General features: G+C 48.7%; 28 protein-coding genes, 1 tRNA gene and 1 other RNA gene. 15 read left to right on the plus strand and 15 right to left on the minus strand.

Annotation, left to right across the window (positions count from 1 at the left end; genetic code table 11):
- The first annotated feature begins 16 nt into the window (after positions 1-16).
- Complete coding sequence (locus AB1K62_RS03485; protein ID WP_367001281.1) at positions 17-1,360, plus strand: SPOR domain-containing protein; 1,344 nt, start codon at positions 17-19, stop codon at positions 1,358-1,360.
- 22 nt (positions 1,361-1,382) lie between these two features.
- Here AB1K62_RS03485 and AB1K62_RS03490 read toward each other — a convergent pair whose 3' ends face one another.
- Genes AB1K62_RS03490 through AB1K62_RS03505 form a run of 4 tightly spaced genes read right to left on the minus strand, consistent with a single transcriptional unit; the run spans position 1,383 to position 5,254 of the window.
- The gene (locus AB1K62_RS03490) at positions 1,383-2,609 is read right to left on the minus strand and encodes a dihydroorotase (RefSeq protein ID WP_367001282.1); all 1,227 of its coding nucleotides are present in this window, start codon (positions 2,607-2,609) and stop codon (positions 1,383-1,385) included.
- The gene (locus AB1K62_RS03495) at positions 2,600-3,604 is read right to left on the minus strand and encodes an aspartate carbamoyltransferase catalytic subunit (protein WP_367001284.1); all 1,005 of its coding nucleotides are present in this window, start codon (positions 3,602-3,604) and stop codon (positions 2,600-2,602) included. The genes AB1K62_RS03490 and AB1K62_RS03495 overlap by 10 nt, the downstream gene beginning before the upstream one ends.
- A 19-nt stretch (positions 3,605-3,623) precedes the next feature.
- Complete coding sequence (gene ruvX / locus AB1K62_RS03500; protein ID WP_367001285.1) at positions 3,624-4,088, minus strand: Holliday junction resolvase RuvX; 465 nt, start codon at positions 4,086-4,088, stop codon at positions 3,624-3,626.
- Entirely contained in the window at positions 4,088-5,254 is a 1,167-nt protein-coding gene (locus AB1K62_RS03505; protein WP_367001287.1) for a DUF3089 domain-containing protein, read from the minus strand. The genes ruvX and AB1K62_RS03505 overlap by 1 nt, the downstream gene beginning before the upstream one ends.
- 129 nt (positions 5,255-5,383) lie before the next feature.
- Here AB1K62_RS03505 and gatC point away from each other — a divergent pair, with 129 nt between their 5' ends.
- The 7 genes from gatC to clpX all read left to right on the plus strand — a co-directional run bounded on the left by gatC (position 5,384) and on the right by clpX (position 12,827).
- The gene (gatC, locus tag AB1K62_RS03510) at positions 5,384-5,671 is read left to right on the plus strand and encodes an Asp-tRNA(Asn)/Glu-tRNA(Gln) amidotransferase subunit GatC (RefSeq protein WP_367001289.1); all 288 of its coding nucleotides are present in this window, start codon (positions 5,384-5,386) and stop codon (positions 5,669-5,671) included.
- Positions 5,671-7,155, plus strand: coding sequence for an Asp-tRNA(Asn)/Glu-tRNA(Gln) amidotransferase subunit GatA (gene gatA / locus AB1K62_RS03515; protein ID WP_367001290.1), 1,485 nt, complete (start codon positions 5,671-5,673; stop codon positions 7,153-7,155). The genes gatC and gatA overlap by 1 nt, the downstream gene beginning before the upstream one ends.
- Before the next feature lie 91 nt (positions 7,156-7,246).
- Positions 7,247-8,743, plus strand: a complete 1,497-nt coding sequence (gene gatB, locus AB1K62_RS03520; protein WP_367001291.1) for an Asp-tRNA(Asn)/Glu-tRNA(Gln) amidotransferase subunit GatB — start codon at positions 7,247-7,249, stop codon at positions 8,741-8,743.
- 101 nt (positions 8,744-8,844) lie between these two features.
- Positions 8,845-8,929 (plus strand) — tRNA-Leu (locus tag AB1K62_RS03525).
- A 53-nt stretch (positions 8,930-8,982) separates the two neighbouring features.
- Positions 8,983-10,560, plus strand: coding sequence for a trigger factor (tig, locus tag AB1K62_RS03530; RefSeq protein ID WP_367001294.1), 1,578 nt, complete (start codon positions 8,983-8,985; stop codon positions 10,558-10,560).
- Positions 10,561-10,788: 228 nt separating this feature from the next.
- A complete protein-coding gene (locus AB1K62_RS03535) occupies positions 10,789-11,415 on the plus strand; it encodes an ATP-dependent Clp protease proteolytic subunit (protein WP_367001296.1) in 627 nt (208 codons plus the stop codon).
- A gap of 140 nt (positions 11,416-11,555) precedes the next feature.
- Positions 11,556-12,827 (plus strand): ATP-dependent Clp protease ATP-binding subunit ClpX, encoded by a 1,272-nt coding sequence (clpX, locus tag AB1K62_RS03540; protein WP_367001299.1) that lies wholly within the window; start codon positions 11,556-11,558, stop codon positions 12,825-12,827.
- A gap of 89 nt (positions 12,828-12,916) precedes the next feature.
- On the opposite strand, the gene mtgA is transcribed toward clpX, so the two are convergent.
- The 3 genes from mtgA to AB1K62_RS03555 all read right to left on the minus strand — a co-directional run bounded on the left by mtgA (position 12,917) and on the right by AB1K62_RS03555 (position 15,632).
- On the minus strand, positions 12,917-13,609 hold the full coding sequence (mtgA, locus tag AB1K62_RS03545; protein ID WP_367001301.1) for a monofunctional biosynthetic peptidoglycan transglycosylase: 693 nt from the start codon (positions 13,607-13,609) through the stop codon (positions 12,917-12,919).
- An 85-nt stretch (positions 13,610-13,694) separates the two neighbouring features.
- Positions 13,695-14,603 (minus strand): RNA polymerase sigma factor RpoH, encoded by a 909-nt coding sequence (rpoH, locus tag AB1K62_RS03550; RefSeq protein WP_367001302.1) that lies wholly within the window; start codon positions 14,601-14,603, stop codon positions 13,695-13,697.
- A gap of 75 nt (positions 14,604-14,678) precedes the next feature.
- Positions 14,679-15,632 carry an RluA family pseudouridine synthase gene (locus AB1K62_RS03555; protein ID WP_367001303.1) on the minus strand — a complete coding sequence of 318 codons (954 nt, stop codon included), beginning with the start codon at positions 15,630-15,632 and terminating at the stop codon, positions 14,679-14,681.
- A gap of 16 nt (positions 15,633-15,648) precedes the next feature.
- Here AB1K62_RS03555 and AB1K62_RS03560 point away from each other — a divergent pair, with 16 nt between their 5' ends.
- The 5 genes from AB1K62_RS03560 to AB1K62_RS03580 all read left to right on the plus strand — a co-directional run bounded on the left by AB1K62_RS03560 (position 15,649) and on the right by AB1K62_RS03580 (position 18,487).
- Positions 15,649-16,080: a M67 family metallopeptidase gene (locus AB1K62_RS03560; protein ID WP_367001305.1), complete on the plus strand. Its 432-nt coding sequence runs from the start codon at positions 15,649-15,651 to the stop codon at positions 16,078-16,080.
- 28 nt (positions 16,081-16,108) lie between these two features.
- Positions 16,109-16,750: a histidine phosphotransferase family protein gene (locus tag AB1K62_RS03565; RefSeq protein WP_367001306.1), complete on the plus strand. Its 642-nt coding sequence runs from the start codon at positions 16,109-16,111 to the stop codon at positions 16,748-16,750.
- A 31-nt stretch (positions 16,751-16,781) separates the two neighbouring features.
- On the plus strand, positions 16,782-17,468 hold the full coding sequence (locus AB1K62_RS03570; RefSeq protein WP_367001308.1) for an N-acetylmuramoyl-L-alanine amidase: 687 nt from the start codon (positions 16,782-16,784) through the stop codon (positions 17,466-17,468).
- A gap of 6 nt (positions 17,469-17,474) precedes the next feature.
- An RNA gene (gene rnpB / locus AB1K62_RS03575) (RNase P RNA component class A) lies at positions 17,475-17,851 on the plus strand.
- Between the two features lie 99 nt (positions 17,852-17,950).
- Positions 17,951-18,487, plus strand: coding sequence for a DnaJ domain-containing protein (locus AB1K62_RS03580; protein ID WP_367001309.1), 537 nt, complete (start codon positions 17,951-17,953; stop codon positions 18,485-18,487).
- Here the strand turns inward: AB1K62_RS03580 and AB1K62_RS03585 are convergent.
- From AB1K62_RS03585 to AB1K62_RS03620, 8 genes are all read right to left on the minus strand, one after another.
- On the minus strand, positions 18,484-18,894 hold the full coding sequence (locus tag AB1K62_RS03585; RefSeq protein WP_367001311.1) for a SufE family protein: 411 nt from the start codon (positions 18,892-18,894) through the stop codon (positions 18,484-18,486). The genes AB1K62_RS03580 and AB1K62_RS03585 overlap by 4 nt on opposite strands.
- A 116-nt stretch (positions 18,895-19,010) precedes the next feature.
- The gene (locus AB1K62_RS03590; protein ID WP_367001312.1) at positions 19,011-19,241 is read right to left on the minus strand and encodes a hypothetical protein; all 231 of its coding nucleotides are present in this window, start codon (positions 19,239-19,241) and stop codon (positions 19,011-19,013) included.
- A gap of 42 nt (positions 19,242-19,283) precedes the next feature.
- Positions 19,284-19,544: a hypothetical protein gene (locus AB1K62_RS03595; RefSeq protein ID WP_367001314.1), complete on the minus strand. Its 261-nt coding sequence runs from the start codon at positions 19,542-19,544 to the stop codon at positions 19,284-19,286.
- A gap of 23 nt (positions 19,545-19,567) precedes the next feature.
- On the minus strand, positions 19,568-19,885 hold the full coding sequence (locus AB1K62_RS03600) for a hypothetical protein (RefSeq protein ID WP_367001315.1): 318 nt from the start codon (positions 19,883-19,885) through the stop codon (positions 19,568-19,570).
- 41 nt (positions 19,886-19,926) lie between these two features.
- Positions 19,927-20,307 carry an envelope stress response membrane protein PspC gene (pspC, locus tag AB1K62_RS03605; RefSeq protein WP_367001316.1) on the minus strand — a complete coding sequence of 127 codons (381 nt, stop codon included), beginning with the start codon at positions 20,305-20,307 and terminating at the stop codon, positions 19,927-19,929.
- The gene (gene pspB, locus AB1K62_RS03610; protein ID WP_367001317.1) at positions 20,304-20,606 is read right to left on the minus strand and encodes an envelope stress response membrane protein PspB; all 303 of its coding nucleotides are present in this window, start codon (positions 20,604-20,606) and stop codon (positions 20,304-20,306) included. Before pspB ends, pspC begins: the two co-directional genes overlap by 4 nt.
- Complete coding sequence (gene pspA, locus AB1K62_RS03615; protein ID WP_367001318.1) at positions 20,606-21,289, minus strand: phage shock protein PspA; 684 nt, start codon at positions 21,287-21,289, stop codon at positions 20,606-20,608. The genes pspB and pspA overlap by 1 nt, the downstream gene beginning before the upstream one ends.
- Before the next feature lie 161 nt (positions 21,290-21,450).
- Positions 21,451-21,633 carry a hypothetical protein gene (locus AB1K62_RS03620; protein WP_367001319.1) on the minus strand — a complete coding sequence of 61 codons (183 nt, stop codon included), beginning with the start codon at positions 21,631-21,633 and terminating at the stop codon, positions 21,451-21,453.
- Between the two features lie 168 nt (positions 21,634-21,801).
- Here AB1K62_RS03620 and pspF point away from each other — a divergent pair, with 168 nt between their 5' ends.
- Together pspF and AB1K62_RS03630 are read left to right on the plus strand one after the other, a co-directional pair.
- A complete protein-coding gene (pspF, locus tag AB1K62_RS03625) occupies positions 21,802-22,866 on the plus strand; it encodes a phage shock protein operon transcriptional activator (RefSeq protein WP_367001321.1) in 1,065 nt (354 codons plus the stop codon).
- Between the two features lie 178 nt (positions 22,867-23,044).
- On the plus strand, positions 23,045-23,650 hold the full coding sequence (locus AB1K62_RS03630) for a superoxide dismutase (RefSeq protein WP_367001323.1): 606 nt from the start codon (positions 23,045-23,047) through the stop codon (positions 23,648-23,650).
- Positions 23,651-23,669: the final 19 nt, after the last annotated feature.

Raw genomic sequence — 23,669 nt, forward strand, 5'->3', positions numbered from 1 at the left:
TTGCGAGGGCATTGATATGAAACGCGATATGATACTGAAACTGGCCGCTTCCACGATGGTCATTTCTGCGACCATGACAGGTTGTAGTTCACTTGGAAGTAGTTCTACCACATCTGCATCCAGCGCGCCTGTGTCGCCCAAACATGCCGCAAGATATGCAGCAAAGGCAGAAAGAGCGCTTGAAAAGGGCAATGTTGAGAATGCGATTGCTTACGCAGAGCGTTCCGTTGCAGCAGTTGGAAATGATCCGAACACACGGGCACTGCTCGGTCAAACCTATCTGGCTGCTGGTCGGTTTCATTCTGCAGAGCGCAGTTTTCTGGATTCAATGGATCTGGGCAGACATGATGCCCGCACAATTTTGAGCCTGAGCTTAGCGCAGCTCGCACAAGGTAAGGCGAATAAAGCCAAGCAATTGGTCGAAAATAACCGTCAATATATCCCAACGGCTGATTATGGCCTGGCTTTGGCTTTGGCTGGAGATAGCGAAGCTGCGATTGCTGTACTGGAACAAGCTATTCGTGCCTCCGATGTTTCAGGTCGGACCCGTCAAAATCTAGGGTTGGCTTATGCTTTGGATGGTCGATGGAGGGAAGCCAAGCTGTTGGCGTCACAAGACATGGCTCCCGCCAATGTTGACAAACGAATCATGCAATGGGCGCAAATGGCTCGCCCCGGGGCTTATGAAATGCGTGTGGCTTCTATTTTGAATGTTAAGCCTGCTATCCATGATCCAGGTCAGCCCGTTCGATTGGCATTGAACGTTGCACCTGTCATGCCAGCGGCAGCCGCTTTAACGCCGGCAGAGGATTATAGTCGTGAAATTGCTAATTTTGATAGTGATCCTGCGCCAAGTATAGCTGACTATGAATCCGGCATGGAGTCGAAAAAGGCTTTTCTAACAGAAGAGAAAAACACTCTGGTTACTAAAGTGACTGTTCCTGCAAATGGCTCTGCTGCAATGCAAGAGGATATAAATATACCAAATAAAAAAGCTGCTCCGGCTAAAGCTGTGATTAAAAATATTGCCTATGCTCCGCAGAAAACTTTGATCTCCAACGGAGAGTATCTTGTGCAAGTAGGGGCGTATTCTTCGCCAGAAAACGTAAAACGCGCATGGTCTATTTTATCATCGAAGCATAAATCACTGGCCGCATTCCAGCACACAAGCACAACAATCTCGCTAAACGGAAAAACACTTTATCGCTTGTCGGCTGTTGGTTTCGCCAATCAACAGTCAGCGAGAGATTTATGTCAGGGTATCAAAGCGAATGGCGATGGTTGCTTTGTACGTAAATACAGCAAGACTCAACCCAAGCGTATAGATGACAGGGCGCCAACGGAATTTGCATCACGATAGGATTATATAAGGGCGAGGAAAGCTACAGTGCTTTTCCGCCCTTATAAATAGCGATTACCCGGCCTTGGACTGGTAATTTGTCAAAGGGAGTGTTGCCCGCAGAAGCTGCCATCCTGCGAGCATCAATCTGCCAAGGCTTTTCTGCATCAACCAATATCAGATCCGCTTCACGCCCTTTGACGATTTGTCCGGCATTAACCCCTAAAATTTTTGCGGGATTAGCCGACAGTAAATCGAACAAACGGTCCATATTTAGTAGTCCGTCCCGCACCAGGTTTAGCGATAGGGCCAGTAAAGTCTCCGCGCCTGCCATACCAGTATCAGCTTCTGCGAAAGGTAACCGTTTTCCTTCGGGACCGCGGGGATCATGACCAGAAGAAATGACATCAATTGTGCCGTCTTGAATTGCTTCCAGACAGCTTTGCCGGTCTTCTTCACTCCGCAAAGGCGGCGACATTTTTGCAAAGGTTCTAAAATCACTAATTGCGATCTCGGACAGGAATAAATGCGCTGGAGTAATACCGCATGTTACCGGCAAGCCTTCTGCTTTGGCTGAACGAATCAAACTTAATCCCTGTGTGGTAGTAACCTGCCGAAAATGAACATGTGCGCCGCTTTCCCTTACCAAGGCAATATCACGGGCAATAGACAATGCCTCCGCACTTGCCGGTGCGCTCGATAGCCCTAAGCGGGTGGCGGTCTCGCCAGAGGTTGCCACCGCGCCTGCTGTAAGGCCGCTATCTTCGCTATGTACGACCACTGGCATATCGAGCGACCGGCAATAATGAAGTAGCTTAAGCATGATCCCGCTGTCTGCGATCCAGCTTCTGCCCGTTGCTACAGCGCGCGCACCTGCTTCTTTCATTAAACCGATTTCTGCCAGTTCGATGCCTTTCAGTCCTTTCGTCGCAGCAGCAAGCGGGTGGGACCATAGATCAGGCTTTCCTTCAGAAGCATTATGCTTGATCATCGCGGGCAAATCCAGCACGGGCGACCGATCGGGCATGAGAGCTGCACGGGTAATCCCGCCAAAATGAAAAGCGGGCTTATCAATCGCAAAAACTGCCAGATCAATAATTCCCGGAGCCAGAATAGCACCTTTACAATCAATAATTTTCTGATCCGGTGATGGCGCTTCGCTGCCAATACCGGTGATATGGCCGCTATCAATCGCCAAGTTCAGAGGCTGGGCCATATCATGTCCGGGAGCGATAACCTGTGCATTGGTAAATATCTGTTTCATGTCCATCCCTCCACGCCGCGGGACCGGCGCGTCAGAACCTCAAGGCAAGCCATCCTGACTGCGACACCCATCTCTACTTGTTCTGTGATCGCAGATCGTTCGACATCATCAGCAATATCACTGCTAATTTCTACTCCACGGTTCATCGGCCCTGGATGCATGACCAGAGCGTCGGGTTTCGCTAGTGCGAGACGCTCTCTAGTTAAACCATAGAGATGATGGAACTCCCTTGGGCTAGGTATGAAATCACCGTTCATACGTTCGTTTTGTAGCCTCAGCATCATGACAACGTCTGCCCCGTCAAGCGCTTCATTAAAATTTGAAAAAGCAGTCACATTCAAACGGTCCAACGCCTCGGGTAATAGCGATGTTGGCGAACAAACCCTGACTTTGGCGCCCAATGTGGTCAGGCAGTATATATTAGACCGCGCAACCCGGCTGTGCATGACATCACCGCAAATAGTAACTGTCAGGCCACTGATATCACCTTTGCGCCGCTGAATTGTAAGGGCATCAAGCAATGCTTGAGTCGGGTGCTCATGACTGCCATCCCCTGCGTTCAGGACAGGACAATCCACTTTATCCGCAATTAACTGCACAGCGCCGGAACTACTATGCCGGATGACAATGGCATCGGCTCTCATAGCGTTAAGAGTTACGGCTGTATCAATCAGGGTTTCACCCTTTTTAATGCTCGACTGCGCGGCATGCATATTGACGACATCGGCGCCCATCCGTTTGCCCGCTATCTCGAAAGAAAGGAGCGTACGCGTGCTATTTTCGAAAAAGGCATTAATGACTGTCAAGCCATCGAGCCGCCCCGAATGTTTAATAGATTTGCGATTAAGGTCGACCCATTGCTCTGCCTCTTTCAAGAGAAATAATATCTCCCAGGGTTGCAACCCTGCGAGACCCAAGAGATGACGATGTGGAAATGCGTCCGATCCGGCTGGAAACTGATGTCCGGCGGTGGACGGCGAGCCTGTTTGCTGTGATGTCATTAAAATCAGCCCTATAGTGTCAGGTTTCTATTGCGGCAAGCCCGTCAATCGCTCCTTGCAGAATATAGGCAGCAGCCATCTGATCAATTACTTTGCTGCGCCGTTTTCGGCTTACATCAGCGGCAATCAGATCGCGCGTAACTGCCTGAGTGCTCCAACGCTCGTCCCAAAGGAATATCGGCAGGCCAAGAGGACGTAAATTCTGGGCAAAGGACTTGGCGGCCTGTGTTTGCTTACTTTGGCTTCCGTCCAGATTCAGCGGCAGGCCGACGATAATCCCGGATATAAATTGTTCGGTTATGACAGTCTTGATTCGTTCCAGATCTTTGGAAAACTTCCGTCTTTCTATTGTCTCTGCCGCTGTCGCGATCATCCATTGGGCATCGCATAGAGCCATGCCGACTGTTTTCGTACCGACATCTAGCCCAAGCAAGCGGCCCCCATCGGGCAATGCCGAGCGAAATATCTTTCGATCTTCTGTCATTATCGCGCGAGAAATGCCGACATCCTTTTCATTACATCTGCACGAATATTACTCCAGAACAGACTATAGTCATAGACGTGATAATTATTGCCGGGCAGGGTATATGGACCCATTTCAGGAGGGTCACCGATAAGAAGGAATCCCTGATCATCGCATCGTGCGGGAATAGCGCCTTTGATCAGCTGTGCATCGCTCAGATCGCCATTAGGGACCAATGTACCAAGATTTTGTTCCGCAGAAGATGCGGAATTGATGTCACCATTTACCGGATTGGTACACAGTAATTTAGTATCTTTGCGTGGCTCACCATTAAAGCCGATAGTTGTGTTATACGCATCGATAATGCGGCCATAGTCAGCAGGTTCAGCGAAGCTTTCCCAGCTAAGCAGACAATTGTATTGATCGGCCTCCTCGCACACATCAATCCCTAGAGCAGGAACATCAGCTTCTACCGAAACCGGCCATCCTACAATATAAGCAGCAACAATCCGGTTAGCCAACGGCGTTCCGGCGATCCGGTCTTTCAACACATTGGTAAGATGCAAACTACCCTGGCTATGTCCGGCTAAAATGATCGGGCGGTCATCGGGAGTTTCACGTATGAAATAGTCAAAAGCCTGTAGCACATCCTGATAAGCGGCATCCAATGCTTGCTGCCCCTCTATCTTATCAGTCAGGAATGCACCAAGAGTAGCTTGCCGGTACCGCGGTGCCCACACATCGCCGACATGATTAAAGGCACTTGCCTGCCCACGAAGAAAAATTTTTGCGCGGTCTTCAGATTCTTTGTGCCCCAAAGGAGCATTCCACTTCTCTTTGTTGATAAAGGAAGTCGGATGGACAAAAAATATTGCTGCGCGTTGATTGCCATTAAATGCGAGTTTTTTCAGCTTTACACCATCTTGAGTGTCATTTGAGGCAGGCGCGCCTGTTTCCTCGTCTTTGGGTAACCAAAGAGCCGGATTGCCCTTTTTGATATTGGGGTGTGCATACCACATGGAAATATCCGCATAGACATTGTCTTCCAGCACTTTTTGTGGCTGAAACTCGATGCTTGGTACAAAAACCACCTCTGCCAAGTCTTCGCCATAAATGCGAAGTATAAACGCTCCAGCGATGAAAAGAATGATAAGGGTAGCGACTAAATAAAGAAACTTACGCGCCAATTATTTTACTCCATTATAGGCTAAACCGCTCATTCAACTTGAAGCAGCCTCGCGCCAGTGCTAGCGGCGCGACGTACACAATATTCTGCACTAATACCCGAAAAAAAATGAACCGATAAAGAATGAAATATGTCAGTCGATAGAGAAACCGTTAAAAAAATCGCAAGTTTGTCGCGCATTGCCGTGACAGAAGCCGAAACAGATGCCCTGGTACCAGAGCTTAATAATATTTTGGGATGGGTCGAGCAATTGGGAGAAGTAGATTGTTCCAAAGTCGAGCCGACTACTGCTGTGATCCCCAATAAATTACGCCTCCGTGAAGATGTGGTAAATGACGGAAATATGCGTGACAAAATATTGGCCAATGCTCCGGTAGCGGAACATGGCTTCTTTGGTGTTCCGAAGGTGATTGAATAATGGCAGAGATATTTGAACTGGGTATCGCGGGCATCCGCAGTGGTATCGTATCAGGCGATTTTACCGCCAGGGAAGTCGCAGAGACATTTATCGGGCGGGTTAGCGCGGCAAAACCCTTAAACGCGGTTCTGGTTGAAACACCCGATCATGCGCTGGCGGCTGCAGATGCGACCGACAAAGCAAAAGCAGCGAGCGAAACACTCGGCAAAATGGCCGGTGTTCCGATTGGCATGAAAGACCTGTTTTGTACCAACGGAGTCGCGACGACAGCCGGCAGCCTGATCCTGGACGGTTTTACACCGCAATATGAATCCACTGTTTCGGCGAATCTGTTCAAGGCAGGCGCAGGTATGCTCGGCAAACTGAATATGGATCAGTTCGCAATGGGATCATCCAACGAAACCAGTGCTTTTGGTAATGTTATTTCACCATGGCGACGTAATGACGGGAGTAATGTGGACATTGCGCCCGGCGGCTCATCCGGCGGTAGCGCTGCGGCTGTATCCGGTCGCATCTGTCCGGCAGCAACCGGCACTGATACTGGCGGCTCCATCCGTCAACCCGCTGCATTCGTAGGGATTACCGGTTTCAAACCAACATATGGCCGTTGCTCACGCTGGGGCACAATTGCATTTGCCAGTTCACTTGATCAGGCGGGACCGATGGCTCATGATGTGCGTGATTGCGCTATCATGTTAGAAGCAATGGCTGGTTTTGATCCCAAAGATTCTACTTCACTCGATTTGCCGGTTCCCGAATGGGAAGCTGCCTTGAATAGTGATCTTACGGGAAAACGTATCGGCATTCCAAAAGAATATCGTGTGGATAATATGCCGCCAGAAATAGATGCCCTTTGGCAGCAAGGCATTGAGTGGCTTAAGGATGCTGGCGCGAATATTGTTGAAGTGTCTTTGCCCCACACAAAATATGCTTTGCCCGCTTATTATATTATTGCACCGGCAGAGGCATCATCCAATCTCGCACGCTATGACGGTGTACGCTACGGAATGCGTGACTTGCCGGACGGGGCAGGGCTTCAGGATATGTATGCTGCAACCCGCGAATCCGGTTTTGGAGCAGAGGTAAAACGCCGGATCATGATAGGCACCTATGTATTGTCTGCCGGCTATTATGACGCCTATTACACGCAGGCGCAAAAGGTCCGGACATTGATCGCACAGGACTTTGACAAAACATGGGAAAGCTGTGACCTGCTGCTAACGCCCACAGCGCCCAGTGCAGCTTTTGGATTGGGTGAGAAAAACGACGATCCGCTTGCCATGTACCTGAACGATGTTTTCACCGTTCCTAGCAGCTTGGCTGGTTTGCCTGCGATGTCAGTACCAGCAGGATTGGACAGGCAGGGACTTCCGCTGGGATTACAACTTATCGGTAAAGCTCTCGATGAACAGACTGTGCTTAACGCCGGTCTGGCATTGGAAGAACGTGCCGGTTTTGTTGCGAAACCAGAGCAGTGGTGGTGATAGGATATCCGTTCGTCCTGAACAAATCGAAGGACGCTTTAAGGATTGTTGCGGATGCTTCAAAAAGCATCAGCCTTAACGGGAATATAGAATGACTGAATCAACATATCGCATACAGGGTGCAACCGGTGAGTGGGAGGTCGTAATCGGGCTTGAAGTGCACGCGCAGATTACCTCTAACGCCAAGCTTTTTTCCGGGGCTTCGACAGAGTTTGGCGCCGAACCGAACACGCAGGTCAGTCTGGTTGATGCCGCGATGCCGGGAATGTTGCCGGTTTTGAACAAGGAATGTGTGCGGCAAGCGGTTCGCACCGGCCTTGCAATCAATGCTCAGATTAACAAATATTCGCGTTTCGACCGCAAAAACTATTTTTACGCCGATCTCCCGCAGGGCTATCAGATTTCCCAGCTTTATCACCCGATTGTGGGGGAAGGGGAAATCGAAATCTCTCTCGATGAGAAAGATCCCGACGCACATGGCAAAACAATAGGTGTGGAGCGCATCCATATCGAGCAGGACGCCGGGAAGCTGATGCACGACCAGCATCCGACTATGAGCTATGTCGATCTGAACCGTTGCGGTGTTGCGTTGATGGAAATAGTGTCCAAGCCGGATATGACATCCCCCAAAGAAGCAGCAGCTTATGTACGGAAGCTAAGATCAATCCTGCGCTATGTCGGCAGTTGTGATGGTAATATGGAGCAAGGCTCCATGCGTGCGGATGTCAATGTTTCCGTCCGCAAACCCGGCGATAAACTGGGGACTCGGACAGAGACAAAGAATGTCAACTCGCTGCGGTTTATCCAGCAAGTCGTCGAATATGAAGCTCAGCGTCAGGTCGACGTCATTGAAAGCGGAGGGGACGTGGTTCAGGAAACACGGCTGTTTGATCCGGATAGAAATGAAACACGTTCCATGCGCTCCAAAGAGGACGCACATGATTACCGTTATTTCCCTGATCCGGATCTGTTGCCGCTGGAACTTGAAGATGATTTTATCTTTGATTGTAAAGCCAGCCTGCCAGAATTGCCTGATGAAAAGCGGGCGCGCTATAAAAATGTTCTAGGTCTCAGCGCCTATAACGCAGCGGTGCTGACCGCAGAGCATGAAACAGCATTATGGTTTGAGCAATTATTAGAAACAACAGACGAGCCGGAAAAAATTGCTAGCTCGGCTGCCAATTGGCTTACGTCCGAGCTATTTGGTGCGTTAAATAAAATGGGACTTTCTATTGAACAAAGCCCTGTCTCGCCGCAGCAAGCATCTGAGCTTTTAGGATTGGTTGCAGATGGCACTATCTCAAGAAAAATTGCCAAGCAAGTATTCGAAATAATGCTTGAAACTGGTGATGGTGCAGCTAAAATTGTTGAAGAGAAAGGCTTGAAGCAGGAATCTGATACTGGCGCGATTGAGAAAGTTATTCTCGATGTCATGGCCTCAAATGAAGACAAGGTTGCTGAATACCGCGGCGGCAAGGACAAGCTGTTCGGTTTCTTTGTTGGTCAGACGATGAAAGCGATGCAAGGCAAGGCCAATCCACAGGTAGTGAATGAGTTGTTGAAAAAGTCACTCGGTGACGCTGGCTAAAATAGAGATGCGATAGCGCAAAGCGACTTGCCCTTTTGGTAACGATCCGCTAGGCGCACGCGTCAATCAAAATTCGATAGTTGTTTGAAAGTGTAACTCGTGCGGGCGTGGCGGAATTGGTAGACGCGCCAGATTTAGGTTCTGGTATCTTCGGGTGTGGGGGTTCGAGTCCCTTCGCCCGCACCACTACACAAGAAAACTGGTCGAAATAGAAATTATGAAGGCATTAAAGGGTAATCATGCAGATTGTTGAAACGCTGAACGAGGGTCTTAAACGGGCCTATGACATCAAAATCACCGCGAAGGACATTGAAACCCGCGTCGATAATGAGGTCAAGAAACTGGCACCGCAGGTCAACATGCCCGGTTTCCGCAAAGGCAAGGTTCCAGCTAATCTGGTGCGAAAAATGCACAATGATGCCCTGATGCAGGATGCTTTGAGTAGCACAGTGCAAGAAAGTGTCGAAAAAACTATTGCCGACAATAAACTTCGCCCTGCGATGCAGCCGAGCGTTACTCTTGGTGAGGGCTATGAAGCTGGTAAAGACGCCGAAGTTAAGGTTGAACTGGAAGTCTTGCCGGATGTGCCGACTCCGTCTGTTGATGGCCTGAAACTTGAACGCCTGCGTGTGGAAGCGGACGAAAAAACAGTGGAAGAATCTTTGCAGAAATTTGCAGAGAGCCAGAAACAGTTTGAGACTGCACCCAAAAGCCATAAAGCAAAAATTGGCGACCAGTGCTTGATTGATTTCGAAGGCAAGGTTGATGGCGTGCCATTTGATGGCGGCAAAGGTGAGGGCATGGCGATCGAGCTTGGCTCTGGCCGCCTGATTCCCGGTTTTGAAGATCAACTGGTCGGAAAAAAGGCCAATGACGAAGTTCTCGTCAAAGTGACTTTCCCGGAAGACTATAATGTCGAAAGCCTAAAGGGCAAAGATGCGACATTCGATGTTGTCGTTGCGGAAGTGCAGACTGCAAAAGAAGCAAAAGCCGATGATGAAATGGCTAAATCCATGGGTCTTGAAGGCATTGATCAACTGCGTGAGTTGCTCAAAGGGCAAATTGAGCAGGAACTTAACGGTTTGACGCGTACTCACATGAAGCGCAAGCTGCTGGATCAATTGGCAGAATCACATGATTTTGAGGTGCCCCCCTCAATGGTAGAGGCCGAGTTTAACCAGATCTGGCAACAGCTGGAACAGGAAGCGGCTCAGGATGAAGATCCTGAAAAAGCAAAAAAAGAAATGGAGGACGAAAAGGACGAATATCGCGATATCGCCGTCCGCCGTGTTCGCTTGGGTCTGCTTCTTTCCGAAATTGGTCAGGCCAATGGTGTGGAAGTCAGCCAGCAGGAAATGTCCATGCTGATTCAGCAAGCCGCACAGCAATATCGTGAAGAGGATCGCCAGCGTTTCGTCGAATATATTCAACAGGATCAGATGGCAGCTGCCCAGCTTCGTGCCCCCATGTATGAAGACAAGGTTGTGGATTTTCTTTTTGACAAGGCTGAGATTACTGAAAAAACAGTAACCCGCGAAGAATTGGAAGCGGCAATCGAAGCCGAAGACGAATCCGAATCAAAACCAGCCAAGAAAAAGGCTCCAGCCAAAAAAGCAGCAGCGAAAAAACCGGCAGCCAAGAAAGAAACTACCAAAAAGACTGCTGACAAAGAGGCTCCTGCTAAAAAAGCTACAGCAAAAAAAGCTCCTGCAAAGAAGTCTGCTGAAAAAGAGACCGATGAAGCAAAAGCTAAGAAGCCTGCGGCGAAAAAGACAGCCAAGAAACCAGCGGCGAAGAAATCTGCTGCAAAGAAATAATTTATTTTATCCGGCGCGAGACAGCTCGCGTCGGATAAAGAGTTTTGCGTATATCTGTGCTAAATTGGTTGCCGAATTGATTACAAATGGCAAATTGATTGGGAAAAAATCCTTAACCGACTTGAACATTGTTCGAGTTACACCGATGTAGGTTCCGACATATGGGGACTCTGGTTTATGGTGTCCCTATTTTAATATCCTGATTTTCACAGAAGGCACTAAATTACTATGCATGATCCGATTGTTGATGCCCTTGTTCCCGTAGTTATTGAGCAATCTAACCGCGGTGAGCGCAGTTTTGATATTTTCTCTCGTCTTTTGCGTGAGCGGATTGTCTTCGTTACCGGGCAGGTCGAGGATAATATGGCCTCTATCATCACGGCGCAGTTGCTTTTTCTGGAGTCGGAGAACCCGAATAAGGATATTTATCTTTATATCAATTCTCCCGGCGGCGTTGTGACAGCTGGCATGGCTATCCATGACACCATGCAATATATTCGTCCGCGTGTAGGAACAGTCTGTGTGGGCCAGGCGGCTTCTATGGGCAGTTTTTTGCTGGCTTCTGGAGAACCGGGCATGCGTATGGCAACCACCAATGCGCGGATCATGGTCCATCAGCCATCTGGCGGCGCACAGGGCATGGCGTCTGATATTGAGATTCAAGCTAAAGAAATTTTGCGGATTCGTTCGCGGATGAATGAACTCTATGCGAAATATACAGGCAAGGCGTTAGAAGAAATCGAAAAAGCAATGGATCGCGACACTTTTCTGGAAGCGGACGAAGCCAAAGCTTTTGGCATTGTTGATGAAGTTTATGACAAACGGCCAAAACCTGCTGACGAAGATAGTAAATAAGTTGTTAGCTCTGCCCTTAATGAAAATTAAGCCGCTATTGATATATTGAGCAATTGTCGGAAAACACAGCAAAGAAAGCTGTAGCATTTTGTGGCATGAAGGTTAAATTGACATTTCCAGCCTAGTTTTGAGGACTTTTTATGACGAAATTGACGGGATCTGATTCGAAGAGCACATTATATTGCTCTTTTTGTGGCAAATCCCAGCATGAAGTCCGTAAGCTTATTGCCGGACCCACAGTCTTTATTTGTGACGAATGTGTTGAGCTTTGCAATGACATCATTCGTGAAGAAACCAAGGGTGCGATAACCGGCAAAAAAGACGGTGAAGTGCCAACGCCGCAAGAAATTTGTGACGTGTTGAACGACTATGTAATTGGTCAGGATCGGGCAAAGCGGGTTTTGTCAGTAGCTGTGCACAATCATTACAAGCGCCTTAATCATGCTGCAAAATCTGGCGATATAGAACTTGCCAAGTCAAACATCTTGCTGGTTGGTCCGACCGGCTGCGGTAAAACCTTATTGGCGCAAACTTTGGCAAAGACCTTTGATGTACCCTTTACGATGGCTGATGCCACGACGTTGACCGAAGCAGGCTATGTCGGAGAAGATGTTGAAAATATCATCCTGAAACTGTTGCAAGCTTCCGATTACAACGTCGAGAAAGCACAGCGCGGTATCGTCTATATTGACGAGATAGACAAAATTAGCCGCAAAGCAGAAAACCCGTCGATTACGCGTGATGTATCGGGCGAAGGTGTTCAGCAGGCCTTGTTGAAGCTTATGGAAGGCACAACGGCTAGTGTGCCTCCACAAGGTGGTCGCAAACATCCTCAGCAAGAATTCTTGCAAGTCGATACAACAAATATCCTGTTTATTTGTGGCGGCGCGTTTGCTGGTCTCGAAAAAATTATTGGTGATCGCCTTGAGGCGAAATCTATTGGTTTCGGTGCCCATGTTTCTGCACCGGAAGAACGCAAAATTGGCAAAACTCTACAACAGGGTGAACCCGAAGATTTGCTGAAATTTGGTTTGATACCGGAATTTGTTGGCCGTTTGCCGGTCATTGCTACTTTGGAAGATCTCGATATTGACGCTTTGGTTCAGATATTGAAAGAACCGAAAAATGCGCTGGTCAAACAATATGCGAAATTGTTTGAACTGGAAGATGTCGCACTGACGTTCACTGATGATGCTTTAGTCGCCATTGGTAATAAGGCGATTGAACGGAAGACCGGCGCGCGTGGTCTGCGGTCCATTGTAGAGAATATTCTTCTTGATACGATGTTCGATTTGCCTGATCTCGACGGTGTTGACGAGATTGTTATCGACAAAGATGTCGTTGCCGGAACGAAGGAACCCGTGAAAGTGATTGCGAAAAGCGTCAAGTCCAAGAAAGAGGATGCGGCTTAAGAAGCATTATATGCCTGTATAAGTGATATTCGGATGGAACCGCTTATTTGATGGAAGCGATTTCGTGGACAGATACCACGCGTAAAGATTCATTTATAAACGCAATCATCTAAGCCTTCATTTTTCACAACATTGATTCGTGCCGCAATCGTGTTGCCGTAACGCCGCGTAAAACCACGAGCACCATTTACAGCTCTTTTTTTGGGTAAAGGTAGGGCCGCGGCGATACGCGCTGATTCAAATTTGGTTAGCGCTGATGCGTCTTTCTTGAAGTAGCGCTGTGCAGCCGCCTGGGCTCCATAAGTGCCGATTCCAGTTTCCGCGACATTCAGGTAGACCTCAATAATCCGTTTCTTTCCCCATATTTTCTCAATCAAAAATGTAAAATAAGCCTCCAGCCCTTTGCGAAAATAGCCGCCATCTTGCCACAGAAAAACATTTTTTGCGGTTTGTTGGGATATGGTCGATCCACCGCGGATCCGTTTGCCCTGACGGTTATGCTCAATGGCCTTAAAAATGGCTTGCTTATCAAAACCGTCATGGCTGCAAAACTTACTATCTTCTGCCGCAATGACTGCACGGGTCAGATTGGGTGAAATATCGCTGAGCGATATCCAATCCTTGGTTATGCCATTATCATCCATCAACATAGTTGCCGTCACTGGTGGAGGAAGAAAGACATATAGCCCGACCCACAGCAACGTAACCAGAATGAAATAAATAGATAACCGGAAAAGCAGCAAGATTATACGAGTGGGAAAGCTGCGTTTTCTGGTTGTCATAATGGTCGATTAAACAAGAAACGCCCCAAAAACAATCGCTGTTTTGGGGCGTTATAATGCTTAGATTATTTAAGAAGTTATGAGATTAACTAGCTGTAAGCAGCTGCTTTTCACCTGCAATACGGAGCATCGCTTTTTGCAGTTTCTCAAACGCTCGGACTTCGATCTGTCTTATCCGTTCACGACTCACATCATAAACTTTGCTGAGGTCTTCTAGCGTTTTAGGGTCCTCTGACAAACGTCGCTCAGCAAGAATATGCTGCTCGCGCTCATTAAGTGATCCCATCGCTTCGGTGAGCATTTCATGACGGAAATCGGCTTCCTGAGCATCAGCGATTTGCTGATCGTGCAACGGTCCATCATCTTCCAATGTGTCCTGCCATTGACCTGCATCACCATCTTCGGACAGAGGTACGTTTAATGAAGCGTCACCGCCCATAGACATGCGCCGGTTCATATTGACCACTTCATGCTCGGACACACCCAAATCGGTGGAAATCTTGCTCACATCCTCAGGGGACAGGTCGCCATCTTCAAAAGCTTCAAGAGTATTCTTCATCCTTCGCAGGTTAAAGAAAAGCTTTTTCTGTGCCGCTGTGGTCCCCATTTTCACAAGACTCCAGCTACGCAATACATATTCCTGTATTGACGCGCGAATCCACCACATTGCATAAGTAGCCAGGCGAAAACCTCTATCGGGTTCAAATTTCTTCACGCCCTGCATCAGGCCGACATTACCCTCGGAAATCAGATCCGAGACAGGCAGCCCATAGCCACGAAAGCCCATGGCAATTTTCGCTACGAGTCGTAGATGGGACGTTACAAGCTGGGCTGCGGCTTCCTGATCTTTATGTTCAGCATAGCGCTTCGCCAGCATATATTCTTGTTCGGGTTTCAATAACGGAAATTTGCGAACTTCCGAAAGATAACGGTTCAGGCTTGCATCCCCCCCTAAGGCAGGGATTTTTGCCGGAACATTGCCAATATTAGCCATTTTTGTTCCTTTTCTTTGTTTACCGCCGGGCCTCATCAAGCACCCATTGGTCGTAATCACTATAGTATCATTATACTATACGCGCAACTTACTGAATAGTTCCTGCATATCGGATGGAAAGTTACAGTTAAATAACAATTTTTTTTCCGATATGGGGTGAACAAATCCAAGTGTAGCAGCATGGAGCGCTTGTCGGCAAAATTGAATATCTTTTCTGCTGGCAAGCAATGATTTTCGACGAGTTCCATAAAGCGGATCACCGATAAGACTATGTCCGATATGAGCCATATGAACGCGCACCTGATGCGTGCGACCAGTCTCCAGGGCACATTCTATCAAAGTAGCGCCATTTAATGGTGTTTTTATAGTATAATGGGTGATCGCAGCCTTACCCTTATCATCGCCGACCACAGCCATTTTCTTGCGATGCGTGTTGCTGCGGCCAATATTACCTTCAATGGTTGCTGATGGTGGATTGGGTCGGCCATTACAGATGGCAAGATATCGCCGCTCAATATCATGGGTAGCAAATAACGCAGCGAGCCCATCGTGCGCCCTGTCTGTTTTGGCCGCAACCATCAGCCCCGATGTGTCCTTGTCAATCCGGTGAACGATTCCGGGGCGTGTCGGTTCGTCCATGCGTGATAACTGTCCATTGCAGTGATAAAGTAGCGCATTGACCAGCGTTCCGTCCCGATGACCGGCGGCGGGATGAACCACTAGCCCCGCCGGTTTATTGACGATGATAAGATGGTCATCTTCATACACCACATCCAGTGGTATATTCTGGGCCTGTGCCGGGCCATCAATCTGTTCGGGCACTGTTAGAGCAAAGGCTCTTCCTGCACATTTTTTAGATGACGGGTCCGTGCAAGTGGCACCTTCAATCAACAAATTTCCATTGGTTATCAACTGTTTGATTCGCTCTCGTGAGAGATCATCAAACAAGCCGGCCAATGCGGCATCGAGCCGTTGTTTTTTCTCTATTTCGGGCACTATGCCGGATTTGATGGAATGTCCCGCTGTCATCGCCTAGATGTGGTCTATGACACTAATCATATCAAGCACGATATTGGATGATTTGCTGCGCTATGCCAAAGCTGTTGCCCCTGAAGAGGCATGCGGCCTGCTATTTGGTGAGGGCAGAGTGATCCAACGCGCTTCTCCGACGAAAAATATTGCAGTAGATAAGCAAAAGTTTTTTGAAATTGATCCCGCAGCCCTGATTGCCGCAGAACGGAACATGCGGGAGGGCGGCAAAGCGATTATCGGTTATTTCCATTCTCATCCTGCAGGAAGCGTAGAGCCGTCTCAGACTGATGCCTCCATGGCTGCACCGGATGGCCGTATATGGCTGATCACTAATGGAGATGAGGTGGCGGCATGGCAAGCTGTTGCAAATGGTCAAATATTTGGACGGTTTGACCCGATCCCCCTTGATTGCGATAGCACAAACGGCCAAACAGCGGAAAGTTGAGTTTTACAAGTTATAAGGCCTAATTTCCATGTCCCAATCCGGTGTCGATCTTGCTGCGTTACTTTGTTCCAAACTATGTCACGATCTGCTCAGTCCGGTTGGCGCAATCAATAACGGGCTCGAGCTTCTTGAGGATGAAACCGATCCGGCTATGCGAGATCGTTGTCTTGATTTACTCGCCGACAGCGCCAGAGCATCGGCAGACAAGCTGAAATATTTCCGTCTGGCCTTTGGTGCAGCCGGTGGATTCGGTGATGAAGTTGACCCGGCAGAGGCGAAACAACTGGTCGAAAGTCTGGTCGGTCCTCAGGGCAAAATTACCCTGGGCTGGGCAGTTCAAACTGGAACGCTTCCCAAAAAGGCGATCAAGATACTACTCAACCTTGCTCTAATTGCCAGAGAGACGCTGGTACGTGGCGGTCAGCTGGATATTGGAGCCGAACGGGGTGATAATGGTATTGAAGTGGTTGTCCGTGCCGAAGGCTCTAAAATCGCACTGGACGAGGGTGTCCGTGCTGCGCTGGAAGGTGTGTTACCGCAATCTGATTTGACTGCACGAACAGCGGCAGCATGGATGGTGCGTGAATTATCGTGCGAAAATGGCGGTGACTTAAGAATATCTCCTCCATCGGACACCGAACTTTTGCTCGGCGCAATATCTGTTTCATAGTTTGTGAAGAATTAGAGTTTTGAACATGGACATGATCTGGACTCCTTCCCCCAATTTTGATGAACGCAAACTGCCGATAACTATCCTTGTCATGCATTACACCGGCATGAAAGATGCCGCATCCGCGATTAACTGGCTAGCCAATCCTGATGCCAAGGTTTCCGCACATTATGTTGTTACCGAAGATGGTCAGATTGTGCACATGGTGAAGGAAGATCAACGGGCCTGGCACGCAGGTCGTGGATATTGGCGCGGTATCAAAGATGTTAACAGCGCTAGCATCGGTATAGAAATCGTCAATCCCGGGCATGAATGGGGCTATGTACCGTTCCCTGAGGAACAGATGGACGCCGTGACACGGCTTGCTCATGAAATTGTCAAACGGCATGATATCACGCCCACCAATGTCATTGGCCATAGTGATCTGGCGCCTGCCCGAAAACAGGACCCGGGTGAATTATTTGATTGGGACAGGCTTGCAAGACATGGCATTGCTCTTAAAAAACCGTCATTAAGGCTTGGTGATCCCCCTTGGACAGATAGCGGTTTTATGCTGGCGCTGGAGCGGTTTGGCTACGATATAACCGCCAAAGAAGACGCTGTGCGTGCTTTCCAGCGCAGGTTCCGTCCCGAAAATATTGATGGCGTGATCGACGGCGAATGTCGGACGATTTTATTATCGTTAATGCTCGACAGAGAGCGCGGAATCACTAAATAGAAGGCACCAGAGGGTCGGCCAGTCGCGTGGATATGCAAATATCCGCGAGGAAAGTCCGGGCTCCACGATTAAAAGGTGCCGGATAACATCCGGCGGGCAGGGGAGCGATCCCCTGTTCAGGGACAGTGCAACAGAAAGCAGGTCGCGACGTCTTCGGACCCGTGATAATGAAAGGGTGCGGTAAAAGCGCACCGCGGATCTGGCAACAGGTCTGGCACGGTAAACCCCACCCGGAGCAAGACCAAATAGGGGCGGCACATGGTATTTTCGGCCTGCTGCCCGGGTTGGTTGCTAGAGCGGTGCAGCAATGCATCGCCCAGATGAATGACTGGCTATTCCTCAATGAGGATGGACAGAACCCGGCTTACAGACCCTCTGGTATTTTGATTTTTATATTCACTCCGCACCACAAGCAAAGCGATTAAGCCAAATATTTTTGATTACCACTGGCAGTCTAGCGTCTGTCTTGCTAAATATGCGTCATGCCTAAAGCAAAACGATCCGATAACTGGGGCTTTCCCCGCTGGAGCAGCTATGAAAGTTCACGGGAGACGCAGCAGGTCAAGCTGTGTGACCGGCATGGCTGTGACGAAGCCGGGCTTTGCCCTGCGCCAAAATCACCGAATAGCCCCGACCGCTGGTATTTCTGTGAGAAGCACGCTGCGGAATATAATCGTGGTTGGGATTATTTTGAGGGCCTCGATAAAGAAGAGCGGGCAAAGCGTGAAGCCGATGAGCAGCGCGATGCCAATGCTTACCAAGAGGCAAAGCATTATAGCTGGATGGGGTCTGGTGACGGTAGCCGCTCCCGCGACGAAATGACGGCGTTAGAAGTGTTTGATCTTACGCCCGATGTCGATTTTGAAACGGTGAAAAAATCGTGGCGCGCGATGGCCAAAGAATATCATCCTGACGTTAATCCGGGCGATGAAGAGGCCGCCAAAAAGTTTCAAGCCGCACAGGCCGCTTTTGATGTGTTGAAAATTGCCGAGGAACGCCGGGTCTGGAAACCGGTTTAAGCCTGTTGATAGCGCGCAGCCGTTTGCGCGATTAACGCAATCATGTTCGGAATGCCCTGTGTGCGATTGGAACTTAGCTGGTTTTTAAGGTCAAATGGGGCGAGCTTCTCCGCTATATCGGTTTCCAGAATAGCATCAGCAGTCTGATCCTGAACCGTTTCCAGCACCAATGCAATAATACCCTTCGTTATGGCGGCATTGCTATCTGCAAGAAAATGCAGGCGTCCATCATCAAGCTGTGTAGGATAGACCCAGACGGCGGCAGAGCAGCCACGCACCAAAGTCGCATCGGTTTTTAAGGCGTCTGGCATCGGCTCCAGATCCTTGCCCAAATCTATTAGTAGCCGATACCGGTCATCGGCTTCCAGAAATTCATATTCTTCTACAAGGTCATCAAATCTACTCATGCTCGACAGCTAGCAGGGCAGGGGATTCGCGTCACCAGTTTTATGTCATCGAGACAATATCAAAGTCCTGAATTACTCTATGCGGCCATGACCATCTGCTCATGCTTTGATAATCGTTAAAGCTCTACTCCTGCCGCTATCGCTTCCAGCTTGCGGATGCGCTCCTTAAGGTCAGCAACTTCTATGCGAGAGGCTGCGCTCGACGGATCATCTTGACGCTGATACTCCAACTCCTTGGCTTTCAGCGCAATCCAGTCGCGCCAACCACGCAAGATGATTAACGATACTGCCGTTAGTCCGATCAGCGTAAATATTGCAGTCATCAGGTATAAACCGGGTTCTTGCATGATCTTATCCTTCTCGTTTAACTGCTTGCTTCAGAGACCTTTTTAGCGGTCCCGAAGTTTTTCAATTTCATTTTCAAGCTCGCGTGCACCGCGATCATCAGTGGCAATTTTTTCCAGAACAGCGACCCGTTCTTTCAAATATTTGATCTCTTCACGAAGCCGGCTGGCATCTGGATCTTGACTATAAGTGCCGTTTCCTTCTTCGTCCGATGGCAACGCGTGCCTGGCTTGGAAACGGGTATTGAGCACTTTTCCAATCGTAATGACGACAATTATAGCGACTACCATTTCAAACGGGTTCATCTATTCATTTCCCTCCCTGTCTTTTAGCAATCTCTTAAAGCTTCAATTTCATCAGCTGTGCGCTTAGCGGGGTCCGTAGCGATCCTCTCCAGCACGGCAAGACGCTCTTGCAACCGGTCGATTTTGCCAACAAGCTGGGCATTTTCATTCGAAAGCAGTTCTATCTTCCGTTCTGCTTCAAGACTGCTTTTTTTCCCTGAGGCATTTTCACTATCCGTCATGCCGCCCCATTCATTTTCCAACGGATAGCCATGTTTGGCTCTGATCCAATTATTAATGATCCAGCCCGCATAGAAAACGGCGATAATGGCGATTACGAAGCCCGGTCCACCCCAACTCATAAAATATCTCCCTAGTGGTTCTTCTTACCTTGTGATTCTTATTAACGAAGGCTCTCAATTTCGTTCGAAAGCGTTGTATTCTTGCTGGTATAATATAATTCCATATCGGCCAGTCGGCGGTCTATTTCGCGAAAACGGGATTTGACGTCACGAGCCGTGCGGCGTGGGGACTGTCGAACACCTTGCCAGAACTGCTGATCTTCGATGCTGCCATAGAGTTCAGACGGCTTAGGATCGAATGTTTTTGCAGCAACCCAATAAGCCAATAATGTCCATGGGAAAGCAAAAGTTATTGTGGCAATTACTGCTGCAATCCGGACCCAGAAAACATTAATTCCGGTATAATCGGCAATTCCTGCACATACTCCGCTCCATTTGGCGCGACGCTTATCAAGATAGAATTTGGTACGGCTAAAAGTCATGATGAGCGCCTTTCCTTAAGTAGGTTGTCAAAATTTTCGAGAGTCGGTTTGGGATCGCTGCCGACCCCTGGCAAAGCAGACTCGCGCCAATTGGGATTATCCGCCGCCATGATCCGTTCGATCGTTTCCATCCGCTCATCCAGACGACGAGCCATAGTGTGCAATTCGTCTAAAAGCTGTTCGTCTTCATTGGTTATGGTCGCGGAGGTTTTCCATTTTGTAACATAGTGAAAGATGATCCACGGCAGGCCGATAAACAACATGCCGACAACAAATATGGGTACGAGAATATCTTCCATTAGCTACCACCTTTCTGATGTGATTTTTTAAGCGCCGCCTTCATAGCTTCCAGCTCATCATCAACCTTGTCGTTGCTTTCCAGCGCTGCAATCTGGTTTTCCAGTGCATCCGGATCTCCGCCCATATTCAGGGCATCCGCACGGCCTTCGGCGTAATCAACCTGACGTTCGAGATATTCAAATTTAGAAAATGCATCATGTACTTTCTCGCCATTATACATTTCGCGAATTTTATAGCGGTTTTCTGCGCTTTCGAGACGATTGACCAAGCTACTCTGGCGTGACCGCGCTTCCTGCAATTTCTTTTGCAGTTTAGCGATATCACCTTCCGAGGCGCGTAAACTATCGTCCAGAACTTGTAGCTCGGCAGTTAATTGTTCGGCCATATCCGCGGCTTTACGTTTCTCGACCAACGCCGCTTTAGCGAGATCTTCGCGGTCCTTTGACAGTGCCAATTCCGCTTTTTCGGTCCAGTCGTCGCTCAGATGGTTGAGCTTGTCTATATGCCGGCGCATTTCCTTTTGATCGGCAATGGTGCGGGCAGCCGAAGCCCGGACTTCAACGAGGGTTTCCTCCATTTCGAGGATGATCATGCGGATCAGTTTGGACGGATCTTCCGCTTTGTCCAACATATCAGTGACGTTGGCGGCGATAATATCGCGCGTTCTTGAAAAAATACCCATGGTTAAACTCCGGTAATTATTAGGGTTGTTGCTAGCTTTTTGCCTGGAATGGTTCGAACGTTCAGGCTGGTCGTCAATAAATTCTACCTCTCCTATCTGAAAAGGTGGCCGGGACTTGACTTCGGCAAGGGGAAATGAAGAGGTCCCGGCCATGCTGTCTGTCACGCTTTATAGCTGACAGTTGGGGAAATTATACCATCTTCGGAAATGGCAGGGCCTTGTGCACCGGCAGGACCAACCGCACTGATTAAAATTGTCAGAGTGAACAGCAGAACAGATATAACCGCAGAAACATCGGTTCTGCTCATATTTGCCAATTTCCCTGTTTTTTTGGCTGCTGACATTTTTATCTTCCTCCGATTGATTTCATGTCCCTTGCGGGTTTGAAACTAACATTGCAGAAGACATGCCAATTTTTTAACATATTGAATTAAATGGAAAAGTTTAAAAATACGCTAGAGCATATATAGTAATATTTGCTATTAAATGGGAATCCATACTATATATTCGCAATGGAACGAGAAAATCAATCTATCGGAGAGTCCGGTGCATTTCTTGATGCAGTGGAGAAAGCAAGCCGCGCCGCAGGTTTGAACCGCCCAGTGCTCGTAATCGGGGAGCGCGGCACAGGTAAGGAGTTGATCGCGGAACGGTTACACCGGCTCAGTATGCGTTGGGATGGGCCGTTAGTCACCTTGAATTGTGCAGCCATGCCCGAAACACTGATCGAGGCAGAATTATTCGGACATGAAGCTGGCTCTTTTACCGGAGCAACGAAAAGTCGCGTCGGGCGGTTTGAAGAGGCTGATGGCGGTACGTTATTTCTCGACGAATTAGGAACCCTGTCTTCCGCGGCGCAGGAACGCCTATTGCGCGCAGTTGAATATGGAGAGGTAACGCCCATTGGCTCATCGCGGCCAAGGCGGGTGGACGTGCGGATTGTCGCAGCGACAAATGCTGATCTTCCGCAATTAGCCGAAGAAGGAAAATTCCGGGCAGATTTGCTAGATCGCTTATGCTTTGAAGTCGTTACTTTGCCGCCGCTGCGTTATCGCGAGGGGGATGTTCCTGTGCTGGCCGATTATTTTGGACGTCGTATGGCAGCCGAACTGGAATGGGAGCAATGGCCCGGATTTGGCCAACTCGCCTCCGAAGCATTAGCCCGGCATCAATGGCCCGGAAATGTACGGGAATTGCGTAATGTTGTCGAGCGCGCAGTCTATCAGTGGAATGATTATAGCAGGCCTGTAGATCATGTCGTATTTGATCCGTTTGCATCTCCCTGGAAACCGGCCTCCTTGAAATCGGAAAAATCGCTATCAGGGCAATCAAAGCCAACAACAACGCATACACCCGCTGATGAAGCCAGAACGTCAGTAGTGGCTTCAGTTCAACCTCAAGAACAGGCTTTCGCGGAGGTCGATGATTTGAAAGAAGCGGTTGATGCTTTTGAGAAACGGATATTAGAGGTAGCTCTGGCAAAGTCACGCTATAACCAGCGACAAACAGCCAAGGCGTTGAACCTCACATATGATCAATTGCGTCATGCCTTGAAACGACATGATCTGCTCGGATAGATGTTGCTAAACTTGAAGGCATGCTCTTTTCTGGAGCGAAGTTACATGACAGCTATATGAAAAGTAGAGCAAACTTCACGAGAACTGCGTGCATATGTTCTTAATGGCAGTTGATACTGCAACCTTTTGTCACCATATGGGGTATCAGAAAGTCACTCTAACTAAGGAGAAATTTCCGATGTCCTTCGAACTTCCCGAACTGCCTTACTCGAAAACCGCTTTTGGAGACTTGATCTCGGAAGCAACATTTAATTACCATCATGGTAAACATCACCAAGCCTATGTGACCAAAACCAATGATGCGATCAAAGGTACAGATAAGGCCGATAAAAAATTATCAGAAGTTATCAAGGGCGCAGAGGGCGGCCTTTTCAACAACGCCGCCCAAGTATGGAATCACAGCTTTTACTGGCTGTGCCTTAGTCCCGAAAAGAAAGATATTCCGGCTGAACTGAAAAGCCGTCTCGAGGCCGATTTTGGTTCGGTTGAAGAGTTTAAAGAAAAATTCAAAGCTGAAGCTGTCGGCCATTTCGCCAGTGGCTGGGCTTGGTTGGTGCTCAATGGTGACAAGCTCGAAATCACTTCCCTGCATGATGCCGATAGCCCGGTTGCCCATGACATGAAGCCGCTGTTGACCATCGACGTCTGGGAACATGCTTATTATCTGGATTACCAGAATGCGCGTCCTGACTATGTTTCTGCCTTGCTGGACAATGCGATCGACTGGGATTTTGTCGCGAAGAACCTTGATGGCGAAGGTGTGAGCCGCGCTGACCAGGGTTAAAATTAACCAATTGAAATAA

It is taken from the genome of Parasphingorhabdus sp. JC815, from assembly GCF_040717415.1.
In the GTDB taxonomy this organism is placed as follows: Bacteria; Pseudomonadota; Alphaproteobacteria; order Sphingomonadales; family Sphingomonadaceae; genus Parasphingorhabdus.

Excerpts from the sequence above, each read along its gene's own strand:
- AB1K62_RS03560 (WP_367001305.1), top strand. The coding sequence starts at position 15,649 with ATGACACTAATCATATCAAGCACGATATTGGATGATTTGCTGCGCTAT.
- gatB (WP_367001291.1), top strand. The coding sequence starts at position 7,247 with ATGACTGAATCAACATATCGCATACAGGGTGCAACCGGTGAGTGGGAG.
- AB1K62_RS03555 (WP_367001303.1), bottom strand. The coding sequence starts at position 15,632 with ATGACAGCGGGACATTCCATCAAATCCGGCATAGTGCCCGAAATAGAG.
- gatC (WP_367001289.1), top strand. The coding sequence starts at position 5,384 with ATGTCAGTCGATAGAGAAACCGTTAAAAAAATCGCAAGTTTGTCGCGC.
- AB1K62_RS03570 (WP_367001308.1), top strand. The coding sequence starts at position 16,782 with ATGATCTGGACTCCTTCCCCCAATTTTGATGAACGCAAACTGCCGATA.
- AB1K62_RS03535 (WP_367001296.1), top strand. The coding sequence starts at position 10,789 with ATGCATGATCCGATTGTTGATGCCCTTGTTCCCGTAGTTATTGAGCAA.
- AB1K62_RS03620 (WP_367001319.1), bottom strand. The coding sequence starts at position 21,633 with ATGTCAGCAGCCAAAAAAACAGGGAAATTGGCAAATATGAGCAGAACC.
- AB1K62_RS03590 (WP_367001312.1), bottom strand. The coding sequence starts at position 19,241 with ATGCAAGAACCCGGTTTATACCTGATGACTGCAATATTTACGCTGATC.
- AB1K62_RS03565 (WP_367001306.1), top strand. The coding sequence starts at position 16,109 with ATGTCCCAATCCGGTGTCGATCTTGCTGCGTTACTTTGTTCCAAACTA.
- rpoH (WP_367001302.1), bottom strand. The coding sequence starts at position 14,603 with ATGGCTAATATTGGCAATGTTCCGGCAAAAATCCCTGCCTTAGGGGGG.
- pspA (WP_367001318.1), bottom strand. The coding sequence starts at position 21,289 with ATGGGTATTTTTTCAAGAACGCGCGATATTATCGCCGCCAACGTCACT.
- tig (WP_367001294.1), top strand. The coding sequence starts at position 8,983 with ATGCAGATTGTTGAAACGCTGAACGAGGGTCTTAAACGGGCCTATGAC.
- pspF (WP_367001321.1), top strand. The coding sequence starts at position 21,802 with ATGGAACGAGAAAATCAATCTATCGGAGAGTCCGGTGCATTTCTTGAT.
- AB1K62_RS03630 (WP_367001323.1), top strand. The coding sequence starts at position 23,045 with ATGTCCTTCGAACTTCCCGAACTGCCTTACTCGAAAACCGCTTTTGGA.
- AB1K62_RS03495 (WP_367001284.1), bottom strand. The coding sequence starts at position 3,604 with ATGACATCACAGCAAACAGGCTCGCCGTCCACCGCCGGACATCAGTTT.
- clpX (WP_367001299.1), top strand. The coding sequence starts at position 11,556 with ATGACGAAATTGACGGGATCTGATTCGAAGAGCACATTATATTGCTCT.
- AB1K62_RS03485 (WP_367001281.1), top strand. The coding sequence starts at position 17 with ATGAAACGCGATATGATACTGAAACTGGCCGCTTCCACGATGGTCATT.
- pspB (WP_367001317.1), bottom strand. The coding sequence starts at position 20,606 with ATGGAAGATATTCTCGTACCCATATTTGTTGTCGGCATGTTGTTTATC.
- pspC (WP_367001316.1), bottom strand. The coding sequence starts at position 20,307 with ATGACTTTTAGCCGTACCAAATTCTATCTTGATAAGCGTCGCGCCAAA.
- ruvX (WP_367001285.1), bottom strand. The coding sequence starts at position 4,088 with ATGACAGAAGATCGAAAGATATTTCGCTCGGCATTGCCCGATGGGGGC.
- AB1K62_RS03600 (WP_367001315.1), bottom strand. The coding sequence starts at position 19,885 with ATGAGTTGGGGTGGACCGGGCTTCGTAATCGCCATTATCGCCGTTTTC.
- AB1K62_RS03595 (WP_367001314.1), bottom strand. The coding sequence starts at position 19,544 with ATGAACCCGTTTGAAATGGTAGTCGCTATAATTGTCGTCATTACGATT.
- AB1K62_RS03490 (WP_367001282.1), bottom strand. The coding sequence starts at position 2,609 with ATGGACATGAAACAGATATTTACCAATGCACAGGTTATCGCTCCCGGA.
- AB1K62_RS03585 (WP_367001311.1), bottom strand. The coding sequence starts at position 18,894 with ATGAGTAGATTTGATGACCTTGTAGAAGAATATGAATTTCTGGAAGCC.
- gatA (WP_367001290.1), top strand. The coding sequence starts at position 5,671 with ATGGCAGAGATATTTGAACTGGGTATCGCGGGCATCCGCAGTGGTATC.
- mtgA (WP_367001301.1), bottom strand. The coding sequence starts at position 13,609 with ATGACAACCAGAAAACGCAGCTTTCCCACTCGTATAATCTTGCTGCTT.
- AB1K62_RS03580 (WP_367001309.1), top strand. The coding sequence starts at position 17,951 with ATGCCTAAAGCAAAACGATCCGATAACTGGGGCTTTCCCCGCTGGAGC.